This is a genomic window from Gaetbulibacter sp. NE (assembly GCF_025548475.1).
Lineage (GTDB): Bacteria > Bacteroidota > Bacteroidia > Flavobacteriales > Flavobacteriaceae > Gaetbulibacter_B > Gaetbulibacter_B jejuensis.
The window spans coordinates 15,104-41,263 of sequence record NZ_JAOQHY010000016.1; the positions used below are offsets into that span (position 1 = coordinate 15,104).

General features: G+C 32.8%; 24 protein-coding genes. 17 read left to right on the plus strand and 7 right to left on the minus strand.

Going from position 1 to position 26,160, the window contains the following annotated elements:
- Positions 1-31 precede the first annotated feature (31 nt).
- A complete protein-coding gene (locus OD803_RS13915; protein WP_262733953.1) occupies positions 32-1,336 on the plus strand; it encodes an NAD(P)/FAD-dependent oxidoreductase in 1,305 nt (434 codons plus the stop codon).
- Here the strand turns inward: OD803_RS13915 and OD803_RS13920 are convergent.
- Both OD803_RS13920 and msrB read right to left on the minus strand, forming a co-directional pair.
- Positions 1,333-1,863 carry a DUF1572 domain-containing protein gene (locus OD803_RS13920; RefSeq protein WP_262733954.1) on the minus strand — a complete coding sequence of 177 codons (531 nt, stop codon included), beginning with the start codon at positions 1,861-1,863 and terminating at the stop codon, positions 1,333-1,335. The two genes, OD803_RS13915 and OD803_RS13920, sit on opposite strands and share 4 nt — an antisense overlap.
- A 36-nt stretch (positions 1,864-1,899) precedes the next feature.
- Positions 1,900-2,388, minus strand: coding sequence for a peptide-methionine (R)-S-oxide reductase MsrB (gene msrB, locus OD803_RS13925; RefSeq protein ID WP_442899866.1), 489 nt, complete (start codon positions 2,386-2,388; stop codon positions 1,900-1,902).
- A gap of 124 nt (positions 2,389-2,512) precedes the next feature.
- On the opposite strand from msrB, the gene glgB reads away from it, so the two are divergent.
- The 6 genes from glgB to OD803_RS13955 all read left to right on the plus strand — a co-directional run bounded on the left by glgB (position 2,513) and on the right by OD803_RS13955 (position 11,301).
- Positions 2,513-4,426: a 1,4-alpha-glucan branching protein GlgB gene (glgB, locus tag OD803_RS13930; protein WP_262733955.1), complete on the plus strand. Its 1,914-nt coding sequence runs from the start codon at positions 2,513-2,515 to the stop codon at positions 4,424-4,426.
- Positions 4,427-4,521: 95 nt separating this feature from the next.
- Complete coding sequence (locus tag OD803_RS13935; protein ID WP_134199996.1) at positions 4,522-6,927, plus strand: glycoside hydrolase family 31 protein; 2,406 nt, start codon at positions 4,522-4,524, stop codon at positions 6,925-6,927.
- A gap of 105 nt (positions 6,928-7,032) precedes the next feature.
- Positions 7,033-7,848: a M48 family metallopeptidase gene (locus OD803_RS13940; RefSeq protein ID WP_129760773.1), complete on the plus strand. Its 816-nt coding sequence runs from the start codon at positions 7,033-7,035 to the stop codon at positions 7,846-7,848.
- Between the two features lie 75 nt (positions 7,849-7,923).
- Positions 7,924-9,258, plus strand: a complete 1,335-nt coding sequence (locus tag OD803_RS13945) for an MFS transporter (RefSeq protein WP_262733957.1) — start codon at positions 7,924-7,926, stop codon at positions 9,256-9,258.
- A 41-nt stretch (positions 9,259-9,299) separates the two neighbouring features.
- A complete protein-coding gene (locus tag OD803_RS13950; RefSeq protein ID WP_262733958.1) occupies positions 9,300-10,367 on the plus strand; it encodes a hypothetical protein in 1,068 nt (355 codons plus the stop codon).
- Between the two features lie 73 nt (positions 10,368-10,440).
- Positions 10,441-11,301 carry a hypothetical protein gene (locus OD803_RS13955; RefSeq protein ID WP_262733960.1) on the plus strand — a complete coding sequence of 287 codons (861 nt, stop codon included), beginning with the start codon at positions 10,441-10,443 and terminating at the stop codon, positions 11,299-11,301.
- An 83-nt stretch (positions 11,302-11,384) separates the two neighbouring features.
- On the opposite strand, the gene OD803_RS13960 is transcribed toward OD803_RS13955, so the two are convergent.
- From OD803_RS13960 to OD803_RS13975, 4 genes are read right to left on the minus strand one after another with little or no spacing between them, the layout of a single operon-like run.
- The gene (locus tag OD803_RS13960; protein ID WP_134199989.1) at positions 11,385-12,095 is read right to left on the minus strand and encodes a head GIN domain-containing protein; all 711 of its coding nucleotides are present in this window, start codon (positions 12,093-12,095) and stop codon (positions 11,385-11,387) included.
- A gap of 20 nt (positions 12,096-12,115) precedes the next feature.
- A complete protein-coding gene (locus tag OD803_RS13965) occupies positions 12,116-13,210 on the minus strand; it encodes a DUF4097 domain-containing protein (RefSeq protein WP_262733962.1) in 1,095 nt (364 codons plus the stop codon).
- Positions 13,188-13,751 carry a hypothetical protein gene (locus OD803_RS13970; protein ID WP_134199985.1) on the minus strand — a complete coding sequence of 188 codons (564 nt, stop codon included), beginning with the start codon at positions 13,749-13,751 and terminating at the stop codon, positions 13,188-13,190. The genes OD803_RS13965 and OD803_RS13970 overlap by 23 nt, the downstream gene beginning before the upstream one ends.
- A 9-nt stretch (positions 13,752-13,760) precedes the next feature.
- Positions 13,761-14,321, minus strand: a complete 561-nt coding sequence (locus OD803_RS13975; RefSeq protein WP_129760779.1) for an RNA polymerase sigma factor — start codon at positions 14,319-14,321, stop codon at positions 13,761-13,763.
- 231 nt (positions 14,322-14,552) lie between these two features.
- Between OD803_RS13975 and lon the strand changes: the two genes are divergently transcribed.
- The 10 genes from lon (at position 14,553) to OD803_RS14025 (ending at position 25,690) form a co-directional block, all read left to right on the plus strand.
- A complete protein-coding gene (gene lon, locus OD803_RS13980; RefSeq protein WP_262733979.1) occupies positions 14,553-17,003 on the plus strand; it encodes an endopeptidase La in 2,451 nt (816 codons plus the stop codon).
- A 96-nt stretch (positions 17,004-17,099) separates the two neighbouring features.
- Positions 17,100-18,119 (plus strand): type IX secretion system protein PorQ, encoded by a 1,020-nt coding sequence (gene porQ, locus OD803_RS13985; RefSeq protein WP_129760780.1) that lies wholly within the window; start codon positions 17,100-17,102, stop codon positions 18,117-18,119.
- A 7-nt stretch (positions 18,120-18,126) separates the two neighbouring features.
- Positions 18,127-19,023, plus strand: a complete 897-nt coding sequence (locus tag OD803_RS13990) for a hypothetical protein (RefSeq protein WP_262733965.1) — start codon at positions 18,127-18,129, stop codon at positions 19,021-19,023.
- A 27-nt stretch (positions 19,024-19,050) separates the two neighbouring features.
- Positions 19,051-19,746 carry a (d)CMP kinase gene (gene cmk / locus OD803_RS13995; protein WP_262733966.1) on the plus strand — a complete coding sequence of 232 codons (696 nt, stop codon included), beginning with the start codon at positions 19,051-19,053 and terminating at the stop codon, positions 19,744-19,746.
- Positions 19,747-19,945: 199 nt separating this feature from the next.
- Complete coding sequence (gene rpsA, locus OD803_RS14000; RefSeq protein WP_129760782.1) at positions 19,946-21,781, plus strand: 30S ribosomal protein S1; 1,836 nt, start codon at positions 19,946-19,948, stop codon at positions 21,779-21,781.
- Positions 21,782-22,079: 298 nt separating this feature from the next.
- The gene (locus OD803_RS14005; RefSeq protein WP_262733968.1) at positions 22,080-22,826 is read left to right on the plus strand and encodes a T9SS type A sorting domain-containing protein; all 747 of its coding nucleotides are present in this window, start codon (positions 22,080-22,082) and stop codon (positions 22,824-22,826) included.
- Positions 22,827-22,947: 121 nt separating this feature from the next.
- Complete coding sequence (gene pyrR, locus OD803_RS14010; protein ID WP_129760783.1) at positions 22,948-23,487, plus strand: bifunctional pyr operon transcriptional regulator/uracil phosphoribosyltransferase PyrR; 540 nt, start codon at positions 22,948-22,950, stop codon at positions 23,485-23,487.
- Between the two features lie 4 nt (positions 23,488-23,491).
- The gene (locus OD803_RS14015; RefSeq protein WP_129760784.1) at positions 23,492-24,421 is read left to right on the plus strand and encodes an aspartate carbamoyltransferase catalytic subunit; all 930 of its coding nucleotides are present in this window, start codon (positions 23,492-23,494) and stop codon (positions 24,419-24,421) included.
- A gap of 6 nt (positions 24,422-24,427) precedes the next feature.
- Positions 24,428-24,760, plus strand: coding sequence for a ribonuclease Z (locus OD803_RS14020; RefSeq protein WP_262733969.1), 333 nt, complete (start codon positions 24,428-24,430; stop codon positions 24,758-24,760).
- A 9-nt stretch (positions 24,761-24,769) separates the two neighbouring features.
- Positions 24,770-25,690, plus strand: coding sequence for a ribonuclease Z (locus OD803_RS14025; protein ID WP_262733970.1), 921 nt, complete (start codon positions 24,770-24,772; stop codon positions 25,688-25,690).
- On the opposite strand, the gene OD803_RS14030 is transcribed toward OD803_RS14025, so the two are convergent.
- On the minus strand, positions 25,594-26,085 hold the full coding sequence (locus OD803_RS14030; RefSeq protein ID WP_134199969.1) for a hypothetical protein: 492 nt from the start codon (positions 26,083-26,085) through the stop codon (positions 25,594-25,596). The genes OD803_RS14025 and OD803_RS14030 overlap by 97 nt on opposite strands.
- Positions 26,086-26,160: the final 75 nt, after the last annotated feature.

Below are 26,160 nucleotides of genomic sequence, written 5' to 3' on the forward strand. Positions count from 1 at the left end.
TTTGCTACCTTTGTATTGAAAGTTAAGCTTTATGAATATACCTAGAGTGAGTTATCCACGCATTGTTATTATTGGTGGTGGATTTGCAGGCATTTCTCTTGCCAGAAGATTATCAAAAAAAGAAGCACAAGTTGTTTTATTGGATAAACACAATTATCACACGTTTCAGCCTTTACTATATCAAGTCTCTACAGGTGGATTAGAACCTGATTCTATTGCATATCCATTGCGAAAAATATTGAAAAATTTTCCTAATGTTTTCTTTAGAATGGCAAATGTGAAGGAGATTGATGCCGAAAATAAAGTAGTAAAATCTGATATTGGTGATTTAAAGTTCGATTATCTGGTTATTGCAACAGGTTCTGAAACCAATTATTTTGGTAACCAATCGATTGAAAAGCATAGTATGGCTATGAAAAGCATACCACAATCGCTTAATCTTAGAAGTTTAATTTTAGAAAATTTTGAAGATGCGCTACTCACATCAGACCTTGATGAGCGTAATGCTTTAATGAATTTTGTAATTGTAGGAGCAGGACCAACAGGAGTTGAGTTAGCTGGTGCTTTAGCCGAAATAAAGAAAGGCATTTTACCTAAAGATTATCCTGATTTAGATACGCGTTTAGCACAAATAAATCTTGTGCAATCTGGTGACAGAGTGTTGAAAGAAATGAGTGAAAAGGCTTCTAAAAAAGCTGAAGATTTTCTTGAAGAACTAGGTGTTAACATCTGGAAGGATTTAAGAGTTACAGGATATGATGGCAAAACGGTAACTACAAATACCGATGTTACTTTTGAAACTGCAACTGTTGTTTGGGCTGCAGGTGTTAAAGGTGCTACCATAAAAGGATTAGATGCTCAAGATTACATTACAAGAGGTAATAGAGTAGAGGTAAACCAGTTTAGCCAAGTAAAAGGGTTTGATAGCATTTTTGCTGTAGGTGATATTGCTTGTATGCAAACCGAAGATTTTCCGCAAGGTTATCCTATGATGGCTCAACCTGCTATTCAACAAGGAAAACAACTTGGAGATAACTTGGTGAGATTAATAGATTGTAAACCCATGAAACCTTTTAAGTATAACGATAAAGGATCAATGGCAACAGTTGGTCGTAATAAAGCGGTTGTAGATTTAGAGTCGTTTAAATTTCAAGGTGTGTTTGCATGGTTTGTTTGGATGTTTGTTCACTTATTCTTTTTAATAGGATTTAGAAACAGAGCAGTTGTTTTTATAAACTGGGTGTATAATTACATTCGTTTTGATAGGGAAGCACGACTAATTATTAGGCCTTATAAAAAACATCACATTGTAAAATCTGAAGTGAAAAAAAGTTAATTTCTGTTTTTGTTGAATTTTTCTTTATTAAATGCTTCAGATTGTCCTTTGGGAATAGATAATGATTTCCAATGATTCTCTTTTAGCAATTTTCCTATATAAGCAATTTGACCGATGTGATAAGGGTAATGTCCTAATTGCCTAAAGATAGCCTCAGCTACAGTATGCTTTTCATTTCTAATGTAAACTATACGTTCTAAATCAGAATCTTTAAGAGGTTCTATAGCGTCAAACAAACAGTCCCAACCCTTTTCCCATGCTTGCAATACATCGTTTTTAGTTGTGTAAGTTGCCACAAATTCTTGTTCGCGATGCCTCCAATCTTTTTCACCATCTTCTGTTAAAAAATTGGTCCATCTACTCAACATATTTCCTACCATGTGTTTAACAATTTTAGAAATACTATTTGAAGTATCATTGGGTTGCCAATTTATATCGTCAAAAGATAGTTGGTCAAATGTTTTGTCAGCAGCAGTTTTGTAGTATTCAAACTGCTTGATTACGCCAGAAATTATTGTGTTTTCCATAAGTGTAAAGATAACACTTATGCCAATGACTTGGTGCTAATTTTTTTCAGCTTTAGCGTCAAAGTTTAAACTCGCTGAGTTTACACAAAAACGCTTTCCTGTTGCAGTAGGTCCATCGTTAAAAATGTGTCCTAAATGTCCTCCACAATTGGCGCAAAGAATTTCGGTGCGAACCATTCCTAAAGAGCGATCTTCTTTATATTTTATAGTGCCTTCAATGGCATTGTCAAAACTAGGCCAACCACAATCTGACATAAACTTATCTCCGCTTTCAAATAATTGAGCATCACAAGCTGCACAAGCATATGTGCCTTTCTCAAAGTGTAAATTGTACTTGCCTGTGTGAGGTCTTTCAGTGCCTTTTTCTCTTAAAACATAAAATTGTTCATCAGTTAAAACACGTCTCCATTCTTCATCAGTTTTGTTCACTTTGTAAACGTCCTTTTTTGTAGTTTTTGTTTTTTGCGCTACAGTATTGCAGCTAAATAACATTCCTATAGCAAATAATAAAAAGAGCTTTTTCATAATTCTAAATTTTCAATTTTTTATGGTTTTGGTCGAGACCATTAGCTTAAAATTACATTTATTTAAAAGAAATAATACTTTTACAGTGTATTTAATTATGTACATTTAGTGTTTAATTCTCAATATGGAAAAGGTAATAGCCTATAGTTTGTTTACAGAATTTGATATTGGTCTTTTCAAAGCAGGAAAGCATTACAGACTTTATGAAAAGTTTGGCTCTCATATTACTACTTTAAATGGAGTAAAAGGGACGTATTTTGCTGTTTGGGCTCCAAGCGCTAAGGCTGTTTCGGTTATAGGTGATTTTAACTTTTGGGAAGATGAACAACACCAACTTACTGTACGTTGGGATTCTAGCGGAATATGGGAAGGCTTTATACCCAATGTTGGGAAAGGCAGTGTGTATAAGTATAAAATACATAGTAATAATGCTGATATAATAACTGAAAAAGCTGACCCTTACGCAAGACGATGCGAACACCCTCCAAAAACAGCTTCAATAGTTTGGGATGATGAAAATTACACTTGGGATGATGCAAAATGGATGAAAAAGCGTAAAGCTAATAATGCTTTGGACGCTCCATTTTCAGTATATGAGGTGCATTTAGGATCTTGGAAACGAAAGCTAGAACACAATCGGTTTTTGTCTTATCGAGAATTAGCTGACGAGTTGGTAAGCTATGTAAAGGACATGAACTTTACACATGTAGAGTTGATGCCAGTAATGGAATATCCTTATGACCCAAGTTGGGGTTATCAAATTACAGGATATTTTGCACCAACATCGCGTTTTGGGTATCCTGAAGAGTTTAAACTTCTGGTAGATAAACTTCATCAAAATGACATAGGAATTATTCTAGATTGGGTACCATCACATTTCCCAGAAGATGCTCACGGACTCGGTTTTTTTGATGGCTCACATTTGTACGAACATCCTGATAAGCGAAAAGGCTATCATCCTGATTGGAAAAGCCTAATTTTTAACTATGGTCGAAATGAAGTAAAATCGTTTCTAATTAGTAACGCTATTTTTTGGTTAGATCATTATCATGCAGATGGTTTAAGGGTTGATGCTGTAGCATCTATGTTGTTTTTAGACTATTCAAGAGAAGAAGGAGAGTGGGAACCCAATAAGTTTGGAGGTAGAGAAAACCTTGAGGCTATTGATTTTATGAAAGAAATGAATGAAGCCGTTTATAGTTTGTTTCCTGATGTACAAACCATTGCTGAAGAATCTACAGCATATCCAATGGTGTCAAAACCAACTTTTTTAGGAGGTTTAGGATTTGGTATGAAATGGATGATGGGTTGGATGCACGATACACTTCAATATTTTGCAAAAGAACCTATTTACAGAAAGCATCATCAAAATGATTTAACGTTTTCAATGACCTATGCATTTTCTGAGAATTTTATGCTGCCTTTATCGCATGACGAAGTTGTGTATGGTAAACGTTCTTTACTAGGTAGAATGCCTGGAGACGAATGGCAACGCTTTGCAAATTTACGATTGCTGTATAGTTACATGTTTACACATCCTGGAACAAACTTGCTGTTTCAAGGAGCCGAATTTGGGCAAAGCGAAGAATGGAATTTTCAACAAAGTTTAGATTGGCATTTATTACAGTATGATGTTCATAAAGGTGTTCAAACACTTATAAAAGATTTGAACACACTGTACAAAAGTGAACCTGCTTTATACCAAAAGCAATTTTCAAACGACGGTTTTGAATGGATAGATTATAACGATTCTGAAAACTCTGTACTTGTCTATATAAGAAAAGGTAAGCTAGTAAAAGATAACATTATTGTAGTGTGTAACATGACACCAATTCCTAGGGAAGACTATAGAATAGGTTTACCTAAACAAGGAACACTTAAAGAAATCTTTAATAGTGATTTAAAGTCATACAATGGTACAGGTGAATATCAAAACAAAACGCTTAAGTCAGAGAAAAAAGATTGGCAGTATAGAAAGCATTCTGTAGAGATTACTATTCCGCCTTTAGGTATGGTGGCGTTTAAATATTCAAAATAAATTTTCGAAAACGTTATAGTTAATAATTCTTATAAACTAATGTTTTATATGTGGTAACTTATACGTTTTTTTGTTATGTATATTAACCTTGACTTATGATTGTAAATACTGAATTAGAATATAAAGGAAACTTATTTCCTTCAAAGATTGTTTCGTATAGCAAAGATGTTGATACCTTGTATTTTAAAACAGATAATGATGTTGTTTTAGAATTAACAGTGGTTAGAGATAGTGTGTTGAGATTTAGGTTTACAACAACAGGTAATTTTGAAAACGATTTTTCCTATGCAATAACCAAATATGCAAGTAGAGGATATAATAAACTTGAGATTGAAGAGCAAGAAGAAGTTTATAAAGTCACAACTTCAAAACTAATTTGTGAAATTTCAAAACTAGATCTTAGAGTGTCATTGTTTGATGCGATTGATGGAAGTTTGATAAACGAAGACGAATTAGGGTTTCATTGGGAAGAAAGCTATGAGTTTGGAGGCAATATTGTAAAAATGAGCAAAGCCTCTCATGATGGTGAAAGTTACTTTGGTCTTGGAGATAAACCTGCAAAGCTTAACCTAAAAGGAAAACGCTTTGAAAACTGGGTAACCGATTCTTACGCTTATGGTAAAAATACAGACCCAATCTATAAAACAATACCGTTTTATACAGCATTGCACAATAAAAAAGCCTACGGAATTTTCTTTGACAATACCTTTAGGTCATTTTTTGACTTTGCTAATGAAAGACGCAACGTCACTAGTTTTTGGGCTCAAGGAGGCGAAATGAACTATTATTTCATTTATGGTCCTCAAATGAGCGATGTAGTTGCTAATTATACAGATTTAACAGGAAAACCACATCAATTGCCACCACTTTGGGCATTAGGTTTTCACCAATGTAAATGGAGCTATTATCCAGAAAGTAAGGTAAAAGAAATCACTCAAAAATTTAGAGAGTTAAGAATACCATGTGATGCTATCTATTTAGATATTGATTATATGGATGGTTTTAGGTGTTTTACTTGGAATAAAGACTATTTTCCTGATCCTAAGAGAATGGTTAAAGAACTATCAGACGATGGTTTTAAAACTGTTGTTATCATTGATCCAGGAATTAAAATAGATATGGAATACAGTGTGTTTAAAGAAGCTTTAGATAAAGACTACTTCTGTAAACGTGCTGATGGACCATACATGAAAGGTAAAGTATGGCCTGGGGAATGTTATTTCCCTGATTTTACAAATCCTGAAGTTAGAGAATGGTGGTCTGGTTTATTCAAAGAGCTTGTTGAAGACATTGGTGTAAAAGGAGTTTGGAACGATATGAACGAGCCTGCAGTTATGGAAGTACCTAATAAAACTTTCCCTAACGATGTAAGACACGATTATGATGGTAACCCTTGTAGTCACAGAAAAGCGCATAACATTTATGGTATGCAAATGGCGAGAGCTACATATCAAGGATTAAAAAAGTACTCTTATCCAAAACGACCATTTGTAATTACAAGAGCAGCCTATTCAGGAACTCAAAGATATACATCAACTTGGACAGGTGATAACGTTGCAACATGGGAGCATTTATGGATAGCAAACATACAAGCACAACGCATGGCAATGTCTGGTTTTTCATTTGCTGGTAGTGATATAGGTGGATTTGCAGAACAGCCACAAGGTGAGCTTTTTACTCGTTGGATTCAGTTAGGAGTATTTCACCCATTTTGTAGAGTACATTCTTCTGGTGATCATGGCGATCAAGAACCATGGGCTTTTGATGAAGACGTAACAGACATTGTTAGAAAGTTTATTGAACTTCGCTACCAATTACTTCCATATTTATATACTACATTTTGGCAGTATGTTGAAGAAGGTATTCCAATGTTGAAATCATTAATGTTGTTTGATCAAGAAGACGTTCATACACATTACAGAAATGACGAGTTTATTTTTGGTGAAAAAATATTGGTTTGTCCAATTTTAGAACAAAATGCAAGAGGCAGACGCATGTTTGTACCTAGAGGAAAATGGTTTAATTTCTGGACAAATGAAATTGTTAATGGAGGAAAGGAAATGTGGGTTGATGCTGATATTGATAGTATGCCAATTTTTGTGAAAGAAGGAGCAATTATCCCAAAGTATCCTGTTCAGCAGTATGTAGACGAAAAAGAAATAGACCAAGTAGTATTAGATGTATATTACAAAGAAGGTAAAGAAGATTCTCTGTTTTATGATGATGCACATGATGGTTATGACTACATAAAAGGACGTTATAGTTTTAGAACGTTTAAGTTAACAGGAAAGCCAAATCAGCTTATTATTCAGCAACATAAAGAAGGTAAGTTTACAGCAAACTATCAGCAGTTTTTAGTAAAATTCCATGGATTGCCATTTAAGGTTTCTAGTATCCAAATTGATAATGTCGATATTCCATTAGCTAATGTTAAGATGAATGGAGACAATAGTATGATAGTTGATAAAGACTTTACCGAGCTTCACTTGGTGGGAGAATAAGAACTAAACTGTAAGTTAATTGTGACAATTTATGATGTTATGTGTCATAATTGTATGGAATGATTTTTGTAAATTTATAACTAATAACATTTAACACCATCAATAATGAACTATAGAAAAAGCATCGTTGCATTAGGTACAGTATTACTGTTTTTATCTTGTGCAACAAACCCTTTTACAGGGAAAAAAACAATGGCATTTGTATCTAACGACCAATTGTTTCCATCATCATTTTCGCAATACGATCAATTTTTAACTGAAAATAAAGTAGTTACAGGAACTGCTGATGCTGAAATGATTAAACGTGTTGGTCAACGTATTGCAGTTGCTGCTGAGCGTTGGTTAAATGCTAATGGCTATGAAGGGTATTTAAAAGATTACCAATGGGAGTATAATTTAGTTAATGACGAAACTGTAAACGCTTGGTGTATGCCTGGAGGAAAAATTGTATTCTACACAGGTATTTTACCAATAGCAGATGGAGAAACAGGAGTAGCTGCTATTATGGGACACGAGGTATCACACGCTTTAGCAAACCATGGACAACAACGTATGAGTGCTGCATATATACAACAAGGTCTTGCAGTAGCAGGTAATTTTGCTATAAAAGATGAGCAAACCAGAAATATATTTAACCAGTCTTATGGAGTAGGTTCAAATGTATTAGGAATGTTACCTTTTAGCAGAAGTCATGAAACGCAAGCTGATGAGATTGGACAAATGATTATGGCTATTGCAGGTTATAATCCTGATGAATGTGCTGAACTTTGGAAACGTATGCAAGCACAAAGTGGAGGACAAGCACCACCTGAGTTTTTAAGTACGCATCCTTCAAACGAAACAAGAATTGCTAATCTTACAAAGAATGCTGCAAAGGCAAAAGCTGAAGCAAAAAAGTTTGGTGTAACATCGTTTAAATGATAACACCAAATTCTAAAAATATTTGATTACTTTAGAAGCTGTCCTAAAAAGGACAGCTTTTTATTTTAACTAACTATGGCAGAACTTCAAAAGGGAAGTAAAAAACTTCTTAATGCTTGGGCATTTTATGATTGGGCAAATTCAGTATATACTTTAACTATAGCATCTTCTATTTTTCCATTGTTTTATGGGAGTTTATTTGCAACAAAAACCGAACTAGTTTCGGCATTTGGATATGAATTTAAACAAACCGTTTTAATTGAAATTGTAACAGCGTTTACCTTTCTTGTGGTTGCGTTTTCATCACCAATACTTTCAGGTATTGCCGATTTTGTAGGAAACAAAAAAACGTTCATGAAGTTTTTCTGTTATGTTGGTGGTTTAGGTTGTATTGGCTTGTATTGGTTTAGTAAAGATTTAATTCACGTTAGTTTACTGTTCTATTTTATGGGACTTATAGGATATTGGGGAAGTTTGGTGTTTTATAATTCGTATTTACCAGACATCGCGTACGAAGACCAACAGGATAGCATAAGTGCAAAAGGCTTTAGTTTAGGTTACATAGGTAGCGTGTTATTATTAATTCTTAACCTTTTTATGGTTATGTTTCCTGAGTGGTTTGGATTTGATGTTGGTACAACCGAAGAGTCTCGAAATACAGCTTCAATAGAAGCTATGAGAATTTCATTTATAACAGTTGGGTTATGGTGGATTATATTTAGTCAGTACACATTTTATGTATTACCAAAAGGAGCATCTAAAGGTCATAAAGTTACTAAAAGTGTAATTTTTAACGGATTTACTGAGCTTAAATCGGTTTGGAAAGAGCTTAAGCAAAACCTAAGATTAAAACGTTATTTGTATGCGTTTTTTGTATTTAGTATGGCTGTGCAAACCATTATGTTAATGGCTGTCTACTTTGGTGAAAAAGAAATTCTTTGGGCTGATGATAATGAAAAAAGAACAGGATTAATAGTGAGTATACTGGTAATTCAATTAGTAGCTGTATTAGGAGCTGTATTGACTTCGAGAGCATCAAAGCGTTTTGGAAACAAATACACGCTAATTGTAATTAATGCTATATGGATGCTTTTATGTGTTTGTGCTTACTTTGTAACATTGCCAATACACTTTTATGTTACTGCTGCATTTGTAGGCTTAGTAATGGGAGGAATACAAGCTTTGGCACGTTCTACGTATTCAAAATATTTACCAGAAACTGAAGATTCAACCTCATATTTTAGTTTTTATGATGTAGCTGAAAAAATAGGAATTGTTATCGGTATGGCTATTTTTGCTATTGTTGACCACATAAGTACAATGCGAAATGCTATTGTATTTTTATTTCTGTTTTTCTTATTTGGAATAATTTTATTGTTCAGAGTGCCTAAATCTAATCCTGAAAATTAATTAAAAGTATTATGTTTGTAAAAACCCAACTCAAAACTATTATGAAAAAACTCAGTTTTTTATTTTCTCTATTTATTCTTTTATCAGCATTTACTTGCGAAAACGAACCATTAGATAGTGAAATAGATGCAACTGATTCAGGGAATTTAAATTGTGAGGCTGCAGCACAAGAAGTAGCAACTGCTGCTTTAGCTTTTATTTCTGCTGGAGAAGGAGATTATCCTCAATTATGTTCTGCGTACAAAACAGCATTAGAAAACTTATTAGCAGCTTGTGGTGATCCTGATGGAAGTATTCAATCTAGTATCGATGCTTTAGGAGATTGTTCTGACCCTAACGGATTTGATGATTGCGAAGCTTTAGCGAACGCAACTAACTTAGCAGAGGTAAACTTTAATAACGCAACTGATGATAATTATGCTGATTATTGTATTGCTTACAAGTTGGCTCTAGAAAACCAAATTGCCGAATGCGGAGATGACGACGGAAACTTGCAAGCGATTGTTGATGATTTAGGTGATTGTAACAATAGTTCTCCAGTGTCTAGCGCAGAATTCTACATAACAGGTTTATTTAATGGAGAATCAATAATTATGGAAACAGGAACCAGTGATAATTATCTTACAGGAGATGGGTCTGGTTTTAGTGTTTTAGATTTTGAAGACGATAATTGTATAATAGGTTATCATGGTACATTGGCTTCTTCACTTCCTTTTAATCAATTACCAGCCGCAAATATAAACTTCGATTATTTTTACAACGGAGGATGCAATTATACTAATGAAACTAGTGTATTTAATTCTATTTTTACTGTTGGTAGTTATGACGCTTTAAATGATGAAGGAAATTTAGAACAAGGTATGCATATGGAGTATTATCCTACAGGTCTTGAAGGAGGTTGGTATACTAGTGCTTCAGGTGATCAATCAAACAGTCAATTTCAAATTACAAATTCAGAATCTGCAAACTACACATTAAGTAATGGAAACGAAGTGTATAGACAAATAGTAACAGGAACATTTAATTGTGTGTTATATGATAGCAATGGAAACTCAATTGAAGTAACAGAAGGTACTTTTAGAGTTCGTTTTAGTCAGTATTTTAATTAATAAAAAGGGAGCACTCAATTTTATCTTTGAGACTTAAAGCATTATGTTTGTAAAAATTCAACTCAAAACTATTATGAAAAAACTCAGTTTTTTATTTTTTCTATTTATTCTTTTATCAGCATTTACTTGCGAAAACGAACCATTAGATAGTGAAATAGATACATCAAACTCAGGAAATTTAAATTGTGAAGCTGCAGCACAAGAAGTAGCTACAGCTGCTTTAGCTTTTGTTTCGGTTACTGATGATAATTATACTCAATTGTGTTCTGCGTACAAAACCGCATTAGAAAACTTATTAGCAGCTTGTGGTGATCCTGATGGAAGCATTCAATCTAGTATCGACGCTTTAGGAGATTGTTCAGACCCTAACGGATTTGATGATTGCGAAGCTTTAGCGAACGCAACTAACTTAGCAGAGGTAAACTTTAATAATGCAACTGACGATAATTATGCTGATTATTGTAATGCTTACAAATTGGCTTTAGAAAACCAAATTGCCGAATGTGGAGATAACGACGGAAGCTTACAAGCGATTGTTGATGATTTAGGCGAATGTGTTGTAAATGTTGAAAACCCTGATCAGGAACTAAGCCTTTTTGCAGGTACAGCTCCAATTGATTTTGAAGATATTAGTGTAGCTGTTGAAAACGGAATGGTAAAAGTTACAGGAGTAGATACATCTCCAGGATCTGTATATTCAATTTATTTTGAAGTACCTGTTGATACTACAGGAGAAGGTTTAATTAATGATACTTTTGAATTAACATTAACATCAGTATTTTATCCTTCAGAATTAGGACCTCCATTTGATTTTGTATCAAATATAACAGTTAATGAAGCTGGAAATTTAGTTGGTTCTTTTGGAGGAGTAGTTACTAATGCAGATGGAGGAGACCTTAGTATTACTTCAGGTGTTATTAATATTACGTATTAAGAAATATATACGATAAAAATAAAAAGCCACTCTTCCTAAGTAATGGGATTGAGTGGCTTTTTTAATTGATTGATGAAATTATTTTAGTTGCTAATACTTCCTGAGCCTGCAACTTTAGTGTCTTCAGTTTTTGGGTTTCCTCTATATTCTATATCACCAGAACCTGCAACTCTTGCTTTTAAACTTATATTACTCACAACTTCTGCATCACCAGAACCTGCTACAGCTACATTTGTGTGGTTTGACTGCAAATTAAAACCATGAAAATCTCCTGATCCTGAAACTTTAGCTTCTAACTCATTGGTGTTTCCTTTAAGCGTTAAATCGCCAGAGCCAGCTAGTTTTCCAACTATAGAAGAAGCCTCTACGTTAAGTACTACATCACCAGAACCAGCTAAAGCTACGTCGAGGTTTGTAGAGGTAATTTTATCTTCGTTCCAAAGGTCTCCAGAACCAGCAAGCGATACATTATTGATGTCTTTAAAAGGAATGGTAATTTTAATTGTTTTCCCTTTACTTGTTCTAAGGTTAACATTGTTTTCGGTTTTAACGATAAGGTTTCCACCTTTAACTTCGGTAACTATATATTCTAAAAGGTTTTCTTCTCCTTCGATAGTTATGTTACCTTCAGTTCCTGCTACTAAAATGTAATCAAACGACCCAGCGCATTTTATACCATCATAGTCTGATGTTGATCTGGTAATAGTAGTCATGTTTCCATTTCCTTTTATTTTTTGTGCGTTTACAATAAACGAACATGCTAAAAAGGCTAAAAATAAGATTGATTTTTTCATTGTTCAGTTGTGTTTTTTGATTAATTCTCTTTTAGTGTTACACTTCCATAGTCTGAAGTGATTTTAATGTTGTTTCCGCTATTAGGACTTCCTTTATGTCCTAAGTAATACTTGTCAGTAGATTCAATTCGTTTTTTAGAAATTTCAACAGCATCATCAATTTTTAGGGATGCATACTCTAAATCAATTTCAAAATTAAAGTTGTATCCAGGATCGTAGCCAATTGTAATTCCAACGTAATCTGACTCTATCAATACATTTCCTGCATTTGCAGCCATTTTAGCAATTTTTATAGAACCATAATCAGCATTCAATTTTACATTTTTATAAATGTTGCCAAGTCTTTGAGTAAGGTAATCTCCTTTGCCATTTACGTTGTTTGCGTTGTTAATGGTAATTGAGCCATAATCACAATTATAACTTACATTTTCAGCAACTTCAATTGTAGAGTCTGTATAGTCTGCCGAAATTTCAATATTTTTGGTTTTTGCAACAGTATACCCACTGTAATCAGCATTGATTTTACCACTTTTTATATACTCAAAGTAGCAGTTTTTAGTATAGTCAAAGCTTAGTATGTTATTGTCTGACATTAATTCTTTTGTGGTAATCTTTCCGTAATCGCATCTTATTATAGCGCTTCCTTCTAGCTTATCAAGTGTAATACTACCATAGTCGTTGTTTAAATCGACATTGTTGGTAATAGGAAGGTTGACGATGTAATTAATTTCCATATTAATATTGTTACCTTTTCCCCAATTCCACCAAGACTTTGATTTGTTTTTATTGAAAATGGTTTTTGCTTCCACTTCGTTTGATGTTGCGTTAAATTCAACAGTAATTTCATCAAGCTTTTTTTGAACCTCGTCTAAATCATTTCCGTTGGTTTTTATAACCACTTCAACAGATGTTGTGTTGCCTTCGTAAGTAGCTACATTAATATTACCATAGCTATTTTTTATTCTTAATAGAGCATCACTGTTAACAGTAAACTCTTTTTTAATGGTTTTTTCTTTAGTGTGCTTGCCTTTTAAGCTTGTTCCACCAGCTATAGCAGATAGTGGCATCACTAAAACCAAGGTTAAAAACAGGTTATATAGTATTTTTGATTTCATTATTTTGTTGCTTTAATTGTTTAACTTGTTCTATGTTTTCTAGTACTGATTGTAATACGTCAATTCTGGTTTGAAAATTTGAGATCATAGCATAAATAACTCGTTTGTCATCTCCACTTTCGGTAAGGTCAACTTTTAGTAATTCGTATTCTTTTTCTAAAATGTTTAACTGCTTTAAAGCATCGTCAACCAAAACTTTGGTTTCAGGAGAACGCTCATCTTTAAGTAATGCTAATTCTTTGTTTATAGCTGTTGTAAAGAAATCTTGAGTTTTTGATAACTCTGGAGACACACTAGCTAAATCTTTTACTTCAGGTTCTTGCTGAGTAATAGTAAAAAGACTTAAACATAGTATTACTGATGCAGCAACAGCCATTAAAGGTTTCCAAATGTTTTTACCTTTGGATTCAACCGTTGTTACTTTAGTATCTTGAGTTTTTAATTTACTCAAAAAACGATCTTGATGACCTATAGATGGAGTTTCAATGTCAAATTGACCATCTAGCTTTTCAAACAAATTCTTTAAGTTATCTTTTTCCATATCGTTTACTTATAATTCAGCTAATGGCTGAAGTTTTTGCCTCAAACTCTCTTTAGCTCTAGATATCATCGTTCTACAATTAGCGTGTGATATATTCATGATTTCCGAAATTTCTTCATAATCATAACCTTCAATTAAATGCAGTGTTAAGCTAACTTGGTAATTTTCTTTAAGCTGCTTCATACTCTGCATAACTTGGGTTGCTTTTAGATTGGTAAATTCATAATCTTCGGCAATCCCTTGCTCATCTTCAATTTTATACATTACATTATCTAAAGGAACATCACTGTATTTACTGTTTTTATTATAATGGTAAATACTATTGTTTACTACAATTCGTTTTAACCATGATCCAAAAGTCGACTCGTTTTTTAAGCTGTCTAATTTTGTAAAAGCGGTTAAAAAAGAATCTTGCATGATATCTTCAGCTTCAAAGCTGTCTTTTACAATTCGGTGTGCAGTATTATACATAGCTTTGTAATACCGGTTGTAGACTTCCATTTGCGCGTTTTGGTTGCCTAATTTACATAGCTGTAGTAGCTGCTCTATATTTTGATTGGTTAGTGTCAAAAAACAAATGCTTTAGTATAAAGATGTATGTGTTTTTAATTTGTTACACTTTAATTGAAAAAAGTTTTTACTGTGATATTTTGGTAATGGCATAACTATTGAAATTATATAAAGGTAAATAACTTTGTTGATATGTTAAATTGTTGATTATCAGCATTTGTTTTGAATATTTAATGATTAATTAAAATGCATTTTGTTATTTATAATGACAGAATGACCTACAAAGGATATATGGCAAAATCTAATTTTTTAAGTCTTGACAGTTTGTCATTACAGGATTTCGATGAAAATTCAGAGTTAATCCCACTAATGACACCTGAAGATGAAGCAGAAATAAATAATGAAGCACTACCCGAAACATTACCAATATTACCATTACGTAATACAGTGTTGTTTCCTGGAGTGGTTATTCCAATTACAGCAGGTAGAGACAAGTCAATAAAGCTTATTAACGATGCTAATAAAAGTAGTAAGGTAATAGGTGTGGTTTCTCAAATAGATGAAACTATAGAAAATCCAACAGGAAACGACATTTATAAAAAAGGAACAGTAGCAAAAATCCTTAAAGTTTTAAAAATGCCTGATGGTAATACTACTATTATTATACAAGGTAAAAGACGTTTTGAGATTGATACAATAGTTTCTGAAAAACCTTATATAACAGCAACTATCAAAGATGTGGCAGAAGCTAAACCAGCTGTTGATAACGAGGAGTTTTCGGCAATAATAGACTCTATAAAAGAATTGTCGTTTCAAATTATTAAGGAAAGCCCAAACATTCCTACCGAAGCTACTTTTGCAATTAAAAACATTGAAAGCAATTCGTTTCTGGTAAATTTCGTGTCTTCAAACATGAATCTTACAGTAAAGGAAAAGCAAGAGCTTTTAGAGATAAACGATTTAAAAGAGCGTGCGTTAACGACTTTAAAGTATATGAATGTTGAGTTCCAAAAGCTGGAGCTTAAAAACGACATTCAGTCTAAAGTGCAAAGCGACATGAGCCAACAGCAACGTGAGTACTTTTTACATCAACAAATGAAAACCATTCAAGAAGAACTTGGAGGTGTTTCGTATGAAGAGGAAGTAGAAGAGATGCGCCAACGTGCTAAGGATAAAGTTTGGGATGAAAAAGTAGGCGAGCATTTTGATAAAGAATTATCTAAATTACAGCGAATGAATCCGCAAGTTGCAGAGTATTCTATTCAACGTAATTACTTAGACTTATTTTTAGATTTACCTTGGAATGAGTTTAGTGACGATAACTTCGATTTAAAACACGCTAAAAAAGTTTTAGACCGAGACCATTATGGATTAGATGACGTAAAACGTCGAATTATTGAATATTTGGCAGTTTTAAAATTGCGTAATGATATGAAATCTCCAATCCTTTGTCTTTATGGACCTCCTGGAGTTGGTAAAACGTCTTTAGGGAAGTCTATTGCTGAAGCTTTAGGGAGAGAGTATGTAAGAATGTCATTAGGAGGTTTACGAGATGAAGCTGAAATTAGAGGACATCGTAAAACCTATATTGGTGCAATGCCAGGACGAATTCTTCAAAGTCTTAAAAAGGCAGGAACATCTAATCCAGTATTTGTGTTAGATGAGATAGATAAACTGTCTAATTCGCACCAAGGCGATCCTTCATCTGCAATGTTAGAAGTGTTAGATCCTGAGCAAAACAGTGAGTTTTATGATAACTTCTTAGAAATGGGATTTGACCTTTCTAAAGTAATGTTTATTGCAACCTCTAATAGCTTAAATACCATTCAGCCTGCTTTAAGAGACAGAATGGAAATTATAAATGTAAGCGGTTATACTATTGAAGAAAAAGTTGAAATCGCAAAAAGACATTTACTGCCAAAACAACTTGAAGAACATGGTTTAAAGCCTAAAGACCTTAAAATAGCAAAACCACAATTAGAAAAAATTGTAGAAGGTTATACTAGAGAGTCTGGTGTTAGAGGATTGGAAAAGCAAGTAGCAAAAATGGTGCGTTACGCAGCAAAAAACATTGCTATGGAAGAAGAGTACAATGTAAAAGTGAGTAATGATGATATTATAGAAGTACTTGGAGCACCAAAGCTAGAACGCGATAAATATGAGAATAATAATGTAGCAGGAGTTGTTACAGGATTAGCTTGGACTAGAGTAGGAGGCGATATTCTGTTTATAGAATCAATACTTTCTAAAGGAAAAGGTAATTTAACTATTACTGGTAACTTAGGAAAAGTGATGAAAGAGTCTGCTACCATTGCTATGGAGTATATTAAATCGCATGCTGATGAGTTTGGTATAAACCCAGAAGTGTTTGATAAATATAACGTACACATTCACGTACCTGAAGGAGCTACTCCTAAAGATGGTCCAAGTGCAGGTGTAACTATGTTAACCTCTTTAGTGTCTTTATTTACTCAGCGTAAAGTTAAAAGTAGTTTAGCGATGACAGGTGAAATTACACTTCGCGGAAAAGTGTTGCCTGTTGGTGGAATTAAAGAAAAAATATTGGCTGCTAAACGTGCTCGAATTAAAGAAATCTTACTTTGTGAAGACAACAAGCGTGATATAGACGAAATAAAGCCTGAATATTTAAAAGGTCTCAAATTTCACTATGTTACCGATATGAGTGATGTTTTAAAGCTTGCACTCACTAACCAAAAGGTTAAAAATGCAAAGGCCTTATAAGTTTAAACCTCAACAATTTGTTGAGGTTTTTTTATAGCATAAAAATAAAACAATGATGTCTTCGTTTTAAGATAGATTTGTTTACTTTGCAGACTTATGCTAAAGAGGGTTTTTATTTTTTTATTTTGCATTGTTACTTCATCAATTTATGCTCAAGTTGGTGGAGAGTCTACATACCAGTTTTTAAATTTGGTATCATCTCCTCGTCAAGCTGCATTAGGAGGTAAAGTGCTTACCAATTATGATTATGATGTAACCAGTCCTTTATACAATCCTGCAACTATTAATGATGAAATGGATAACCAGTTAGCACTTAATTATTCAAGCTATTTGGGAGGTATTAGTTATGGTACTGCTGCTTATGCATATACTTGGGATAGACGAGTGCAAACATTTCATATTGGGATGACCTATATTAATTATGGTAGTTTTGATGGTTATGATATCAACGGAGTATCTACAGGTTCTTTTACAGGAAATGAAGCCGCTTTATCTTTAGGTTATGCAAAGCAAATTGGGTTTTCCGATTTTTATGCAGGAGCAAACCTTAAAATCATTACTTCAAAATTGGAACAATACAACTCTATTGGAGGTGCTTTGGATTTAGGAATAATGTATATAAATGAACGATTAGATTTTCATGCAGCATTAACCGTTAGAAATCTTGGAGCGCAGTTTAAAACTTATGCAGGTTTAAATGAGAGTTTACCTTTAGAAATCAATTTTGGTATGTCGCAAACTTTAGAGAACGTACCAATAAGGTGGCATTTAACCTTAGAAAATCTACAAGAGTGGCCAATTGGTTTTTCTAATCCTGCAAGAGCAACCACAGATCTTGATGGCGAACAAACTCAAGAAAAAGTTGGGTTTTTAAATGAAGTATTGCGTCATACAATACTGGGAGCAGAGTTATTTCCTGATAGGGGATTTAATGTTCGATTAGGATATAACTTTAGAAGATCAGAAGAATTAAGAATTGTTGACCAACGTAACTTTTCAGGATTATCTTTTGGAGTTGGAATAAAACTCAACAAAATGCGATTTAGTTATACGCATGCAAGATATACAGGAGCTTCGAACACAAGTTTCTTTGGGTTACAAATAGATTTGAGATAACCAGTCTATGTTTAATAAATTATCTTTTTTCCTTTTAGCATTTAGTGTAAATGTTTTTTCACAAACCAACCTAATTGAAATAAGCACTTTGAATGGAGTTTGGATTGCTGAAGAATATTATAATGCTTTTGAAGAGAATAATAGTGCAATAAAAAGTAAAAATGCTTTTGATTATAGTTATCCTGTAGCTTTAAGAATTAATACATCCGAAAATAAAAAAGGAATTCTTAATATAGGATATTCTGTTTTACACGACCATTTTTTACATCCTGAAGTGTCTAAATATGTTGTGAAAAATAAAGACACTATAAGTGAACAAGGTAGTTTTAGTGTGGATTTAAACTCAAAAGATTCATTAGGGTTTTATAAGATAATAGATTTTCGTGAATTTAATAATGATTGGGTGTCTTATTTATCTTTAGATTCTCAAAACAGTACAGTTACTCTATATAGACCAAAAAATAAAGAACATACAGAGGAGATTATTAAATACAAACGAGTGAAATCAACCTTCAATAAGGACTATCAATATCCTAATCCTTTATACTATTATACAAGGAGTAAGAATTTAGTAGGAAATTATGTTCTTAAAGATATTAATGATAATTTACTTTCTAATGATTTGGTTATTAGTGAAGATGGATTGGTAAAAGGATATTCATTGTTAGAGGGTTTTACTGTGTATTTTTCAACTGATATTTATTGTGGATTACCATCTAATGAAGATTTAGTTATTTTTATTAGAGATGTTTTTGATAATGAGAGTAAAAGTTATGCATACTCTTATGTAAAAGACAAAAAAGGTAATATATCCTTGTATAACAATGAAATGGGAACCATAGAAGGCACTAATTTTGAAGTTATTAAGTTGACTGATAAAGTTTATGATCTTATTAAAAAATAACTAGTTTTGATAAATAAAAACATGCTAATGCAAAACATTACTATTGCTATAGACGGATTTTCCTCTACAGGAAAAAGTACAGTTGCTAAACAATTGGCAAAAGCTTTAAGCTATGTGTATGTGGATACAGGAGCTATGTATAGAGCTGTAACTTTATATGCGATGCAAAATAGCCTTATAGCAGAAGACTGTTTTGATACAGAAGCATTAATCAATCAATTAGATGATATAAATATCTCATTTAAGTTTAATGAAACGCTTGGTTTTGCTGAGGTATATTTAAATTCTGTAAATGTTGAAAAGCAGATTAGAACATTAGAAGTTTCAAAATTTGTAAGTCAAGTAGCAACAGTTCCCGAAGTTCGTAGGCAATTGGTAAAACAGCAACAACAAATGGGAAAAGACAAGGGTGTTGTTATGGACGGTAGAGATATTGGTACAGTTGTTTTTCCTGATGCAGAGCTTAAATTGTTTATGACAGCATCTGCAAATACAAGAGCAGTAAGGCGTTATGAAGAATTGAAAGAACGTGGTGACGATGTGAGTTTTGAAGACGTTTTAAAAAATGTTGAAACCAGAGATAGAATAGATTCCACTAGAAAAGACTCTCCACTTACCAAAGCTGTAGACGCTATAGAAATAGACAATTCCAACCTAACATTAGATGAGCAATTTGAAACCATTTTGCAACTAGCAAAACAAACCATTGCTAAAAACGCATAAGCACTTATTACGCGTTAAAAACCAATAATTTATACTTCAATTATTTATTTGGTATTACAATAAATAAATTGTATTTTTGCACTCCTTTTTAGCGAGTTGAAAAAGATAGGAAGGAAACAAACAAAACAAACAATAACACTTCTGTGTGTGTTCGCATAAATCTTTTTAAACATACAGAATACAAATTAATTATCAGCACATGGCTGAAAAACAAGCAAAACAAGCAGAAGTTGAAGCAACTGAAGCAGTAGCAGCTAAAGCTCCAGTAGTATCTGAAGCACAAGCAAATCCTGAAAAATTCTTAAAAGAGTTTAACTGGCACAATTACGAAGAAGGAATTGACCAAGTTGACGACAAGCAATTAGAAGAATTTGAAAAATTAGTATCTGAAAATTTCGTAGATACTTTAGATGATGAAGTAGTAGAAGGAGAAGTAATCCACATTACTGATCGTGATGCTATCATCGACATCAACGCAAAATCAGAAGGTGTAATCTCATTAAATGAGTTCCGTTACAACCCAAATTTAAAAGTTGGTGATAAGGTAGAAGTATTAATTGACGTTCGTGAAGACACAACAGGACAATTAGTATTATCTCACCGTAAAGCTCGTGTTATCAAAGCATGGGATCGTGTAAACAATGCACATGACACTGGTGAAATCGTAAACGGTTTTGTAAAATGTAGAACTAAAGGTGGTATGATCGTTGACGTATTTGGTATTGAAGCATTCTTACCAGGTTCTCAAATCGATGTAAAACCAATTAGAGATTACGACCAGTACGTAAATAAAACTATGGAATTTAAAGTTGTAAAAATCAACCACGAATTCAAAAACATAGTAGTATCTCACAAAGCTCTTATTGAAGCGGATATTGAAGAACAAAAGAAAGAAATCATTGGTCAATTAGAAAAAGGACAAGTATTAGAAGGTGTTGTTAAAAACATTACTTCTTACGGTGTGTTTATTGATCTTGGTGGTGTTGATGGATTAATCCACATTACTGATCTTTCTTGGTCTCGTATCAACCATCCAAACGAGATTGTTGAATTAGACCAAAAACTTAACGTTGTAATTTTAGATTTTGATGAAGATAAATCTAGAATCCAATTAGGTTTAAAACAATTAAGCAAGCATCCTTGGGAAGCACTTGGTGAAACTGTAAAAGTAGGTGACAAAGTAAAAGGTAAAGTTGTTGTAATTGCTGATTACGGTGCATTTATTGAAGTAGAAGAAGGTGTTGAAGGATTAGTTCACGTATCTGAAATGTCATGGTCAACACATTTACGTTCAGCTCAAGATTTCGTATCTGTAGGAGACGAAATTGAAGCGGTTATCTTAACTCTTGATAGAGAAGATCGTAAAATGTCACTTGGTATTAAGCAATTAACTCCAGATCCATGGACTGACATTACAGGAAAATACCCTGTAGGTTCTACACACACTGGTATTGTACGTAACTTTACAAACTTTGGTGTATTTGTTGAATTAGAAGAAGGTATCGACGGATTAATTTATATCTCTGATTTATCTTGGACTAAGAAAATTAAACACCCAAGCGAGTTCTGTAACGTAGGAGACAAGTTAGAAGTTGTTGTTCTTGAGTTAGACGTAGAAGGACGTAAATTATCTTTAGGTCACAAACAAACTACTGATAACCCATGGGATAAGTATGAGACTGAGTTTGCTTTAGATACAACTCACACTGCTGAAATTTCTGAAATCGTTGACAAAGGTGCAACTGTTGAGTTTAACGAAGATATCGTTGCTTTTGTTCCTTCTCGTCACTTAGAGAAAGAAGATGGTAAGAAACTTAAGAAAGGTGAAGAAGCAGAATTTAAAATCATTGAGTTCAATAAAGAATTCAAGAGAGTAGTTGCTTCTCATACAGCAATCTTTAAAGAAGAAGAAATTGCAAACGTAAAAGCTGCTGCTAAAAAAGCAGAAGCTCAAGCTGCTGAAGCAAAACCTACTTTAGGTGATGCTAACGACGCGTTGCAAGCTCTTAAAGATAAAATGGACGGGAAGAAGTAATATTTGACCCAAAACCAATTTTTTAAAAAGCCTTACAGTTTCTGTAAGGCTTTTTTATGTTTTTGCGTTAAATGTTAAAAATTTATGCATTTCATATAATATTTAACTAAATTATTGTTTTTGGTGTTCTTGTTTGTTAAATTAATAGTAAATAATTATTAAAATAACGATTTTTGTGATTATTTGTTGAAATAAGTTTTAAAATTTTTCATAATTATAGAGTGCACTTTGTAATTAGACAAGATATAGTTCAATCAAGAACAAAGCAGTCTTTTTATTAACCCTAAATTTTTATATTATGAAAAAAAATGTACTTTTTTTAACCGGATTTTTGATGGCTACCATCTTAGTAGCTCAAAATGGAAACACGATTAACGATGCTATAGAAGCAGATGGAACTGCTGTAGCTGTAAATGTTTTGGATTTTAACTCAGCTACTCCTTCGGGATTAAATCCTGCGTGTGGAGCTACTGATGATGTGTTTTATATGCATGAAGTCTCAGGAGGAGATAACAAAGTTACAATTGGTATGGTAAGCGCTGGTGTTTCTTTAATAACTAGTGTTGATTATCAAATTTTATTAGCACCATCAGGAGATATTGGAAATCTCCAAGAAATAGGATGTGATTCTTACGGAGTTTTATTGGTTGTTGGAGGTAGCTTTGAAGTTGTTATCAATAATATTAACCCAGGTGATGTTTACTATTTAAGAGTTTATAAAACTTCAGGACTTGGAGGTGTTTTAACCAATCTTTTAAATGGAACATCAATTACCATGGTTAGTGAGTATGATAGTACTTTAGGTTTAGAAAGCGCAAATCAACAAGACTTTAAAGTTCTAGTAAAGGACAATAAAATAGATTTATTAAACAATACCGATTTTTTTGAATTTACTATTTATGGATTAGACGGTAAGCAATTAGCTAAAGGAGATTCAAGTGATGTTTTACAATCTATTGACACATCTTATTTAAACAAAGGAGTTTATGTTTTAAACTTATACAATAATAAAAACAGTGAGTCTGTCAAGTTTGTTAGATATTAATTTATTTTGACAACTAAAAAAAAGAAGCCTTAAATAGGCTTCTTTTTACTTTTTTAGAGTTTATACAAACTGCGTAAAAATTTTGCATTATCTTTGTTCTCCAAATACGTTTGGATACAATATGAGTCAAAAAGTGTTACTTAATGCAAAAGAGGTAAACATCATTCTTCATAGATTGGCTTGTCAATTAATTGAAAACCACAACGATTTTTCCAACACAGTTTTAATAGGTATTCAGCCTAGAGGTAAGTATTTAGCTAATCGTTTAGCTAAAATGTTAACTGAAGACTATAAAGTAAAAAACATTCAGTTAGGGCATTTAGATATTACTTTTTTTAGAGACGATTTTAGACGAGGAGAAAAAACTCTTGAAGCTAATACTACCGAAATTAACTTCTTAGTTGAAAATAAAAATGTGGTTTTTATTGATGATGTTTTATATACAGGACGAAGTATACGGTCTGCTTTAACAGCAATTCAATCGTTTGGAAGACCTAACGAAATAGAACTTTTAACCTTAATTGACCGACGTTTTAGTAGGCATTTACCAATACAACCTAATTATAGAGGTCGTCAGGTAGATGCTATTAACAAAGAAAAAGTAAAAGTAAATTGGGCTGAAAATGATGGAGAAGACTCGGTTTACTTAATAAATAATTAAATCTATGAGCGAATTAAGTGTCAACCACTTATTAGGAATAAAATATCTTAATTCTCAAGATATTCAACTTATTTTTGAAACTGCCGATCATTTTAAAGAAGTCATTAACAGGCCAATAAAAAAAGTACCTTCGCTTAGAGACATTACAATTGCTAATTTATTTTTTGAAAACTCTACGCGTACAAAGCTCTCTTTTGAGTTAGCCGAAAAACGATTGTCTGCTGATGTTATCAATTTTTCAGCATCACAATCTTCAGTAAAAAAAGGAGAAACTTTAATTGATACGGTAAACAATATTCTTTCCATGAAAGTGGATATGGTTGTTATGAGGCACCCAAATCCTGGAGCAGGAGTGTTTTTATCTCAACACGTAGATGCAAGTATTGTAAATGCTGGAGATGGAGCACATGAGCATCCAACACAAGCCTTGTTAGACAGTTATTCAATACGAGAGCGACTAGGAAGTGTAAAAGGCAAAAACGTTGTTATAGTTGGTGATATTTTACATAGTCGTGTTGCCCTTTCAAATATATATGCATTACAACTTCAAGGTGCAAATGTTATGGTTTGCGGACCAAAAACATTGTTGCCAAAACATATTGATAAACTTGGTGTAAAAGTTGAAACTAATTTGCGTAAAGCCCTTAATTGGTGTGATGTAGCTAATATGCTTCGCGTTCAAAACGAACGAATGGATATAAGCTATTTCCCTTCAACAAGAGAGTACACTCAGCAATATGGAGTGAATAAAGCATTATTGAACAGTCTAGATAAAGAAATTACAATAATGCATCCTGGACCAATTAATCGTGGTGTGGAAATCACGAGTGATGTTGCAGATTCTGACCAAGCTATTATTTTAGATCAAGTTCAAAATGGAGTAGCAGTTAGGATGGCTGTAATTTATTTATTAGCTTCAAAAATTAAACACTAATTTATTATGATTTTTGACAAAGACGGAAATACAACTATCATTACACAAGAAAAAGCTACGGTTGTTGAACTAGTAAAAAAGCTTGAAGTAATGTATGAGCGTTTTAAAAATGACAATGTAATTGTTAATCTTACTAGTTTAAATAAAATTCCTTTAGAACAAATAGTAGAATTTTTAAGTATTTCAAATAAACATAGAGCATCAAAACATTCGTTTGTTATAGTTACTGATAAAACCAATTTAGATGAAACTCCAGATGAAATTGTTGTAGTTCCTACACTGCAAGAAGCTTATGATATTATTGAAATGGAAGAAATTGAGCGCGATTTAGGATTTTAAAACAACTACATGCAACTAACAATCCTTGGCTGTCATAGTGCAACTCCACGAATAGATACAAACCCAACGTCTCAAGTATTGCAAATTAAAAACCACATGTTTTTAATTGATTGTGGCGAAGGCACACAAGTGCAGTTAAGAAAAGCTAAGATTAAGTTCAATCGCATAAAGCATATCTTTATTTCTCATCTTCATGGTGACCATTATTTTGGTTTAGTTGGCTTAATATCAACTTTTAGACTTTTAACCAGAGAAACTGATTTGCACATTTATGGACCAAAAGGACTTAAAGAAGTTATTACACTCCAAATGAAATTAGCCGAATCATGGACAAATTATAAACTGATTTTTCATGAGTTAACTTCAACAAAGTCTGAATTAATTTTTGAAGACGATAAAGTAGAAGTTCATACAATTCCTTTAGACCATCGAGTGTACACTAATGGGTTTTTATTTAAAGAGAAACCTGGAGAGCGAAAACTAGACATGAATGCAATATTAAATAATGATATTGATGTTGCGTATTATAGAAAGTTAAAACAAGGAGCAGATGTTGTAGATAATAATGGAGAGCTAATTAAAAATAGTGAGCTTACTAAAGCTCCAGCTCCAGTTAAAAGCTATGCGTTTTGTAGTGATACAGCATATAACCCTAGTATTGTTCCTATTATTAAAGATGCTGATGTACTTTATCACGAGTCTACTTTTTTAGAAAAACACGCACATTTAGCTCCAAAAACAAAACACTCTACAGCAAAAGAAGCTGCTGAAATAGCTAAGTTAGCTAAAGTAAAGGCATTAATTTTAGGTCATTATTCAACACGTTATAATGACTATGAAGATTTTCGAGAGGAAGCTTCATCAGTATTTGATAATGTGTTGTTATCTAAAGATGGAAAATCATTTGATTTTGATGATTTGAGGTCATAATTAGTTGCCCAATGCAAAGCTTCGGCCAAAGACCTAAATCTTAATACATTATTCTTAATGATAATTTTTTCTAAAGTTGATACTTTAAAAGCTTTGTCGCTATAAGTAACAAAAGCACTTGCTTTTAAAATAGGGAATTCATCATCAAGTATATTAAATACTATAGGTTCGGTAGAGTAGGTGTTCACTCTGTTTGCAATACATACAATTTTAGCATTTTTACCATAAAAATCAGTTATTTCTTGAAAAATAACTTTTAACTTATTGTAGCTTAAATGCACTCCTTCATTGATTTCGGCAACATAAAATTTACTAAATAAATAAAAAGTTCCAAAAGACAGTTTCAGTTTGTACGAACTGTTTTCTTTGTAATAACGTGTTAGTTCTAGTCGCATAGTAAAGTGTTTTTGAGGTTGTTTGGTTAATGTTAAACATTCAACAATCTTTAATTTTTTATCAGTAAGCAATTC

What these genes read in the sequence shown, in the direction of transcription:
- OD803_RS13915 (WP_262733953.1), top strand. Translation starts at nt 32, where the DNA reads ATGAATATACCTAGAGTGAGTTATCCACGCATTGTTATTATTGGTGGT.
- OD803_RS13920 (WP_262733954.1), bottom strand. Translation starts at nt 1,863, where the DNA reads ATGGAAAACACAATAATTTCTGGCGTAATCAAGCAGTTTGAATACTAC.
- msrB (WP_442899866.1), bottom strand. Translation starts at nt 2,388, where the DNA reads ATGAAAAAGCTCTTTTTATTATTTGCTATAGGAATGTTATTTAGCTGC.
- glgB (WP_262733955.1), top strand. Translation starts at nt 2,513, where the DNA reads ATGGAAAAGGTAATAGCCTATAGTTTGTTTACAGAATTTGATATTGGT.
- OD803_RS13935 (WP_134199996.1), top strand. Translation starts at nt 4,522, where the DNA reads ATGATTGTAAATACTGAATTAGAATATAAAGGAAACTTATTTCCTTCA.
- OD803_RS13940 (WP_129760773.1), top strand. Translation starts at nt 7,033, where the DNA reads ATGAACTATAGAAAAAGCATCGTTGCATTAGGTACAGTATTACTGTTT.
- OD803_RS13945 (WP_262733957.1), top strand. Translation starts at nt 7,924, where the DNA reads ATGGCAGAACTTCAAAAGGGAAGTAAAAAACTTCTTAATGCTTGGGCA.
- OD803_RS13950 (WP_262733958.1), top strand. Translation starts at nt 9,300, where the DNA reads ATGAAAAAACTCAGTTTTTTATTTTCTCTATTTATTCTTTTATCAGCA.
- OD803_RS13955 (WP_262733960.1), top strand. Translation starts at nt 10,441, where the DNA reads ATGAAAAAACTCAGTTTTTTATTTTTTCTATTTATTCTTTTATCAGCA.
- OD803_RS13960 (WP_134199989.1), bottom strand. Translation starts at nt 12,095, where the DNA reads ATGAAAAAATCAATCTTATTTTTAGCCTTTTTAGCATGTTCGTTTATT.
- OD803_RS13965 (WP_262733962.1), bottom strand. Translation starts at nt 13,210, where the DNA reads ATGAAATCAAAAATACTATATAACCTGTTTTTAACCTTGGTTTTAGTG.
- OD803_RS13970 (WP_134199985.1), bottom strand. Translation starts at nt 13,751, where the DNA reads ATGGAAAAAGATAACTTAAAGAATTTGTTTGAAAAGCTAGATGGTCAA.
- lon (WP_262733979.1), top strand. Translation starts at nt 14,553, where the DNA reads ATGGCAAAATCTAATTTTTTAAGTCTTGACAGTTTGTCATTACAGGAT.
- porQ (WP_129760780.1), top strand. Translation starts at nt 17,100, where the DNA reads ATGCTAAAGAGGGTTTTTATTTTTTTATTTTGCATTGTTACTTCATCA.
- OD803_RS13990 (WP_262733965.1), top strand. Translation starts at nt 18,127, where the DNA reads ATGTTTAATAAATTATCTTTTTTCCTTTTAGCATTTAGTGTAAATGTT.
- cmk (WP_262733966.1), top strand. Translation starts at nt 19,051, where the DNA reads ATGCAAAACATTACTATTGCTATAGACGGATTTTCCTCTACAGGAAAA.
- rpsA (WP_129760782.1), top strand. Translation starts at nt 19,946, where the DNA reads ATGGCTGAAAAACAAGCAAAACAAGCAGAAGTTGAAGCAACTGAAGCA.
- OD803_RS14005 (WP_262733968.1), top strand. Translation starts at nt 22,080, where the DNA reads ATGAAAAAAAATGTACTTTTTTTAACCGGATTTTTGATGGCTACCATC.
- pyrR (WP_129760783.1), top strand. Translation starts at nt 22,948, where the DNA reads ATGAGTCAAAAAGTGTTACTTAATGCAAAAGAGGTAAACATCATTCTT.
- OD803_RS14015 (WP_129760784.1), top strand. Translation starts at nt 23,492, where the DNA reads ATGAGCGAATTAAGTGTCAACCACTTATTAGGAATAAAATATCTTAAT.
- OD803_RS14020 (WP_262733969.1), top strand. Translation starts at nt 24,428, where the DNA reads ATGATTTTTGACAAAGACGGAAATACAACTATCATTACACAAGAAAAA.
- OD803_RS14025 (WP_262733970.1), top strand. Translation starts at nt 24,770, where the DNA reads ATGCAACTAACAATCCTTGGCTGTCATAGTGCAACTCCACGAATAGAT.
- OD803_RS14030 (WP_134199969.1), bottom strand. Translation starts at nt 26,085, where the DNA reads ATGCGACTAGAACTAACACGTTATTACAAAGAAAACAGTTCGTACAAA.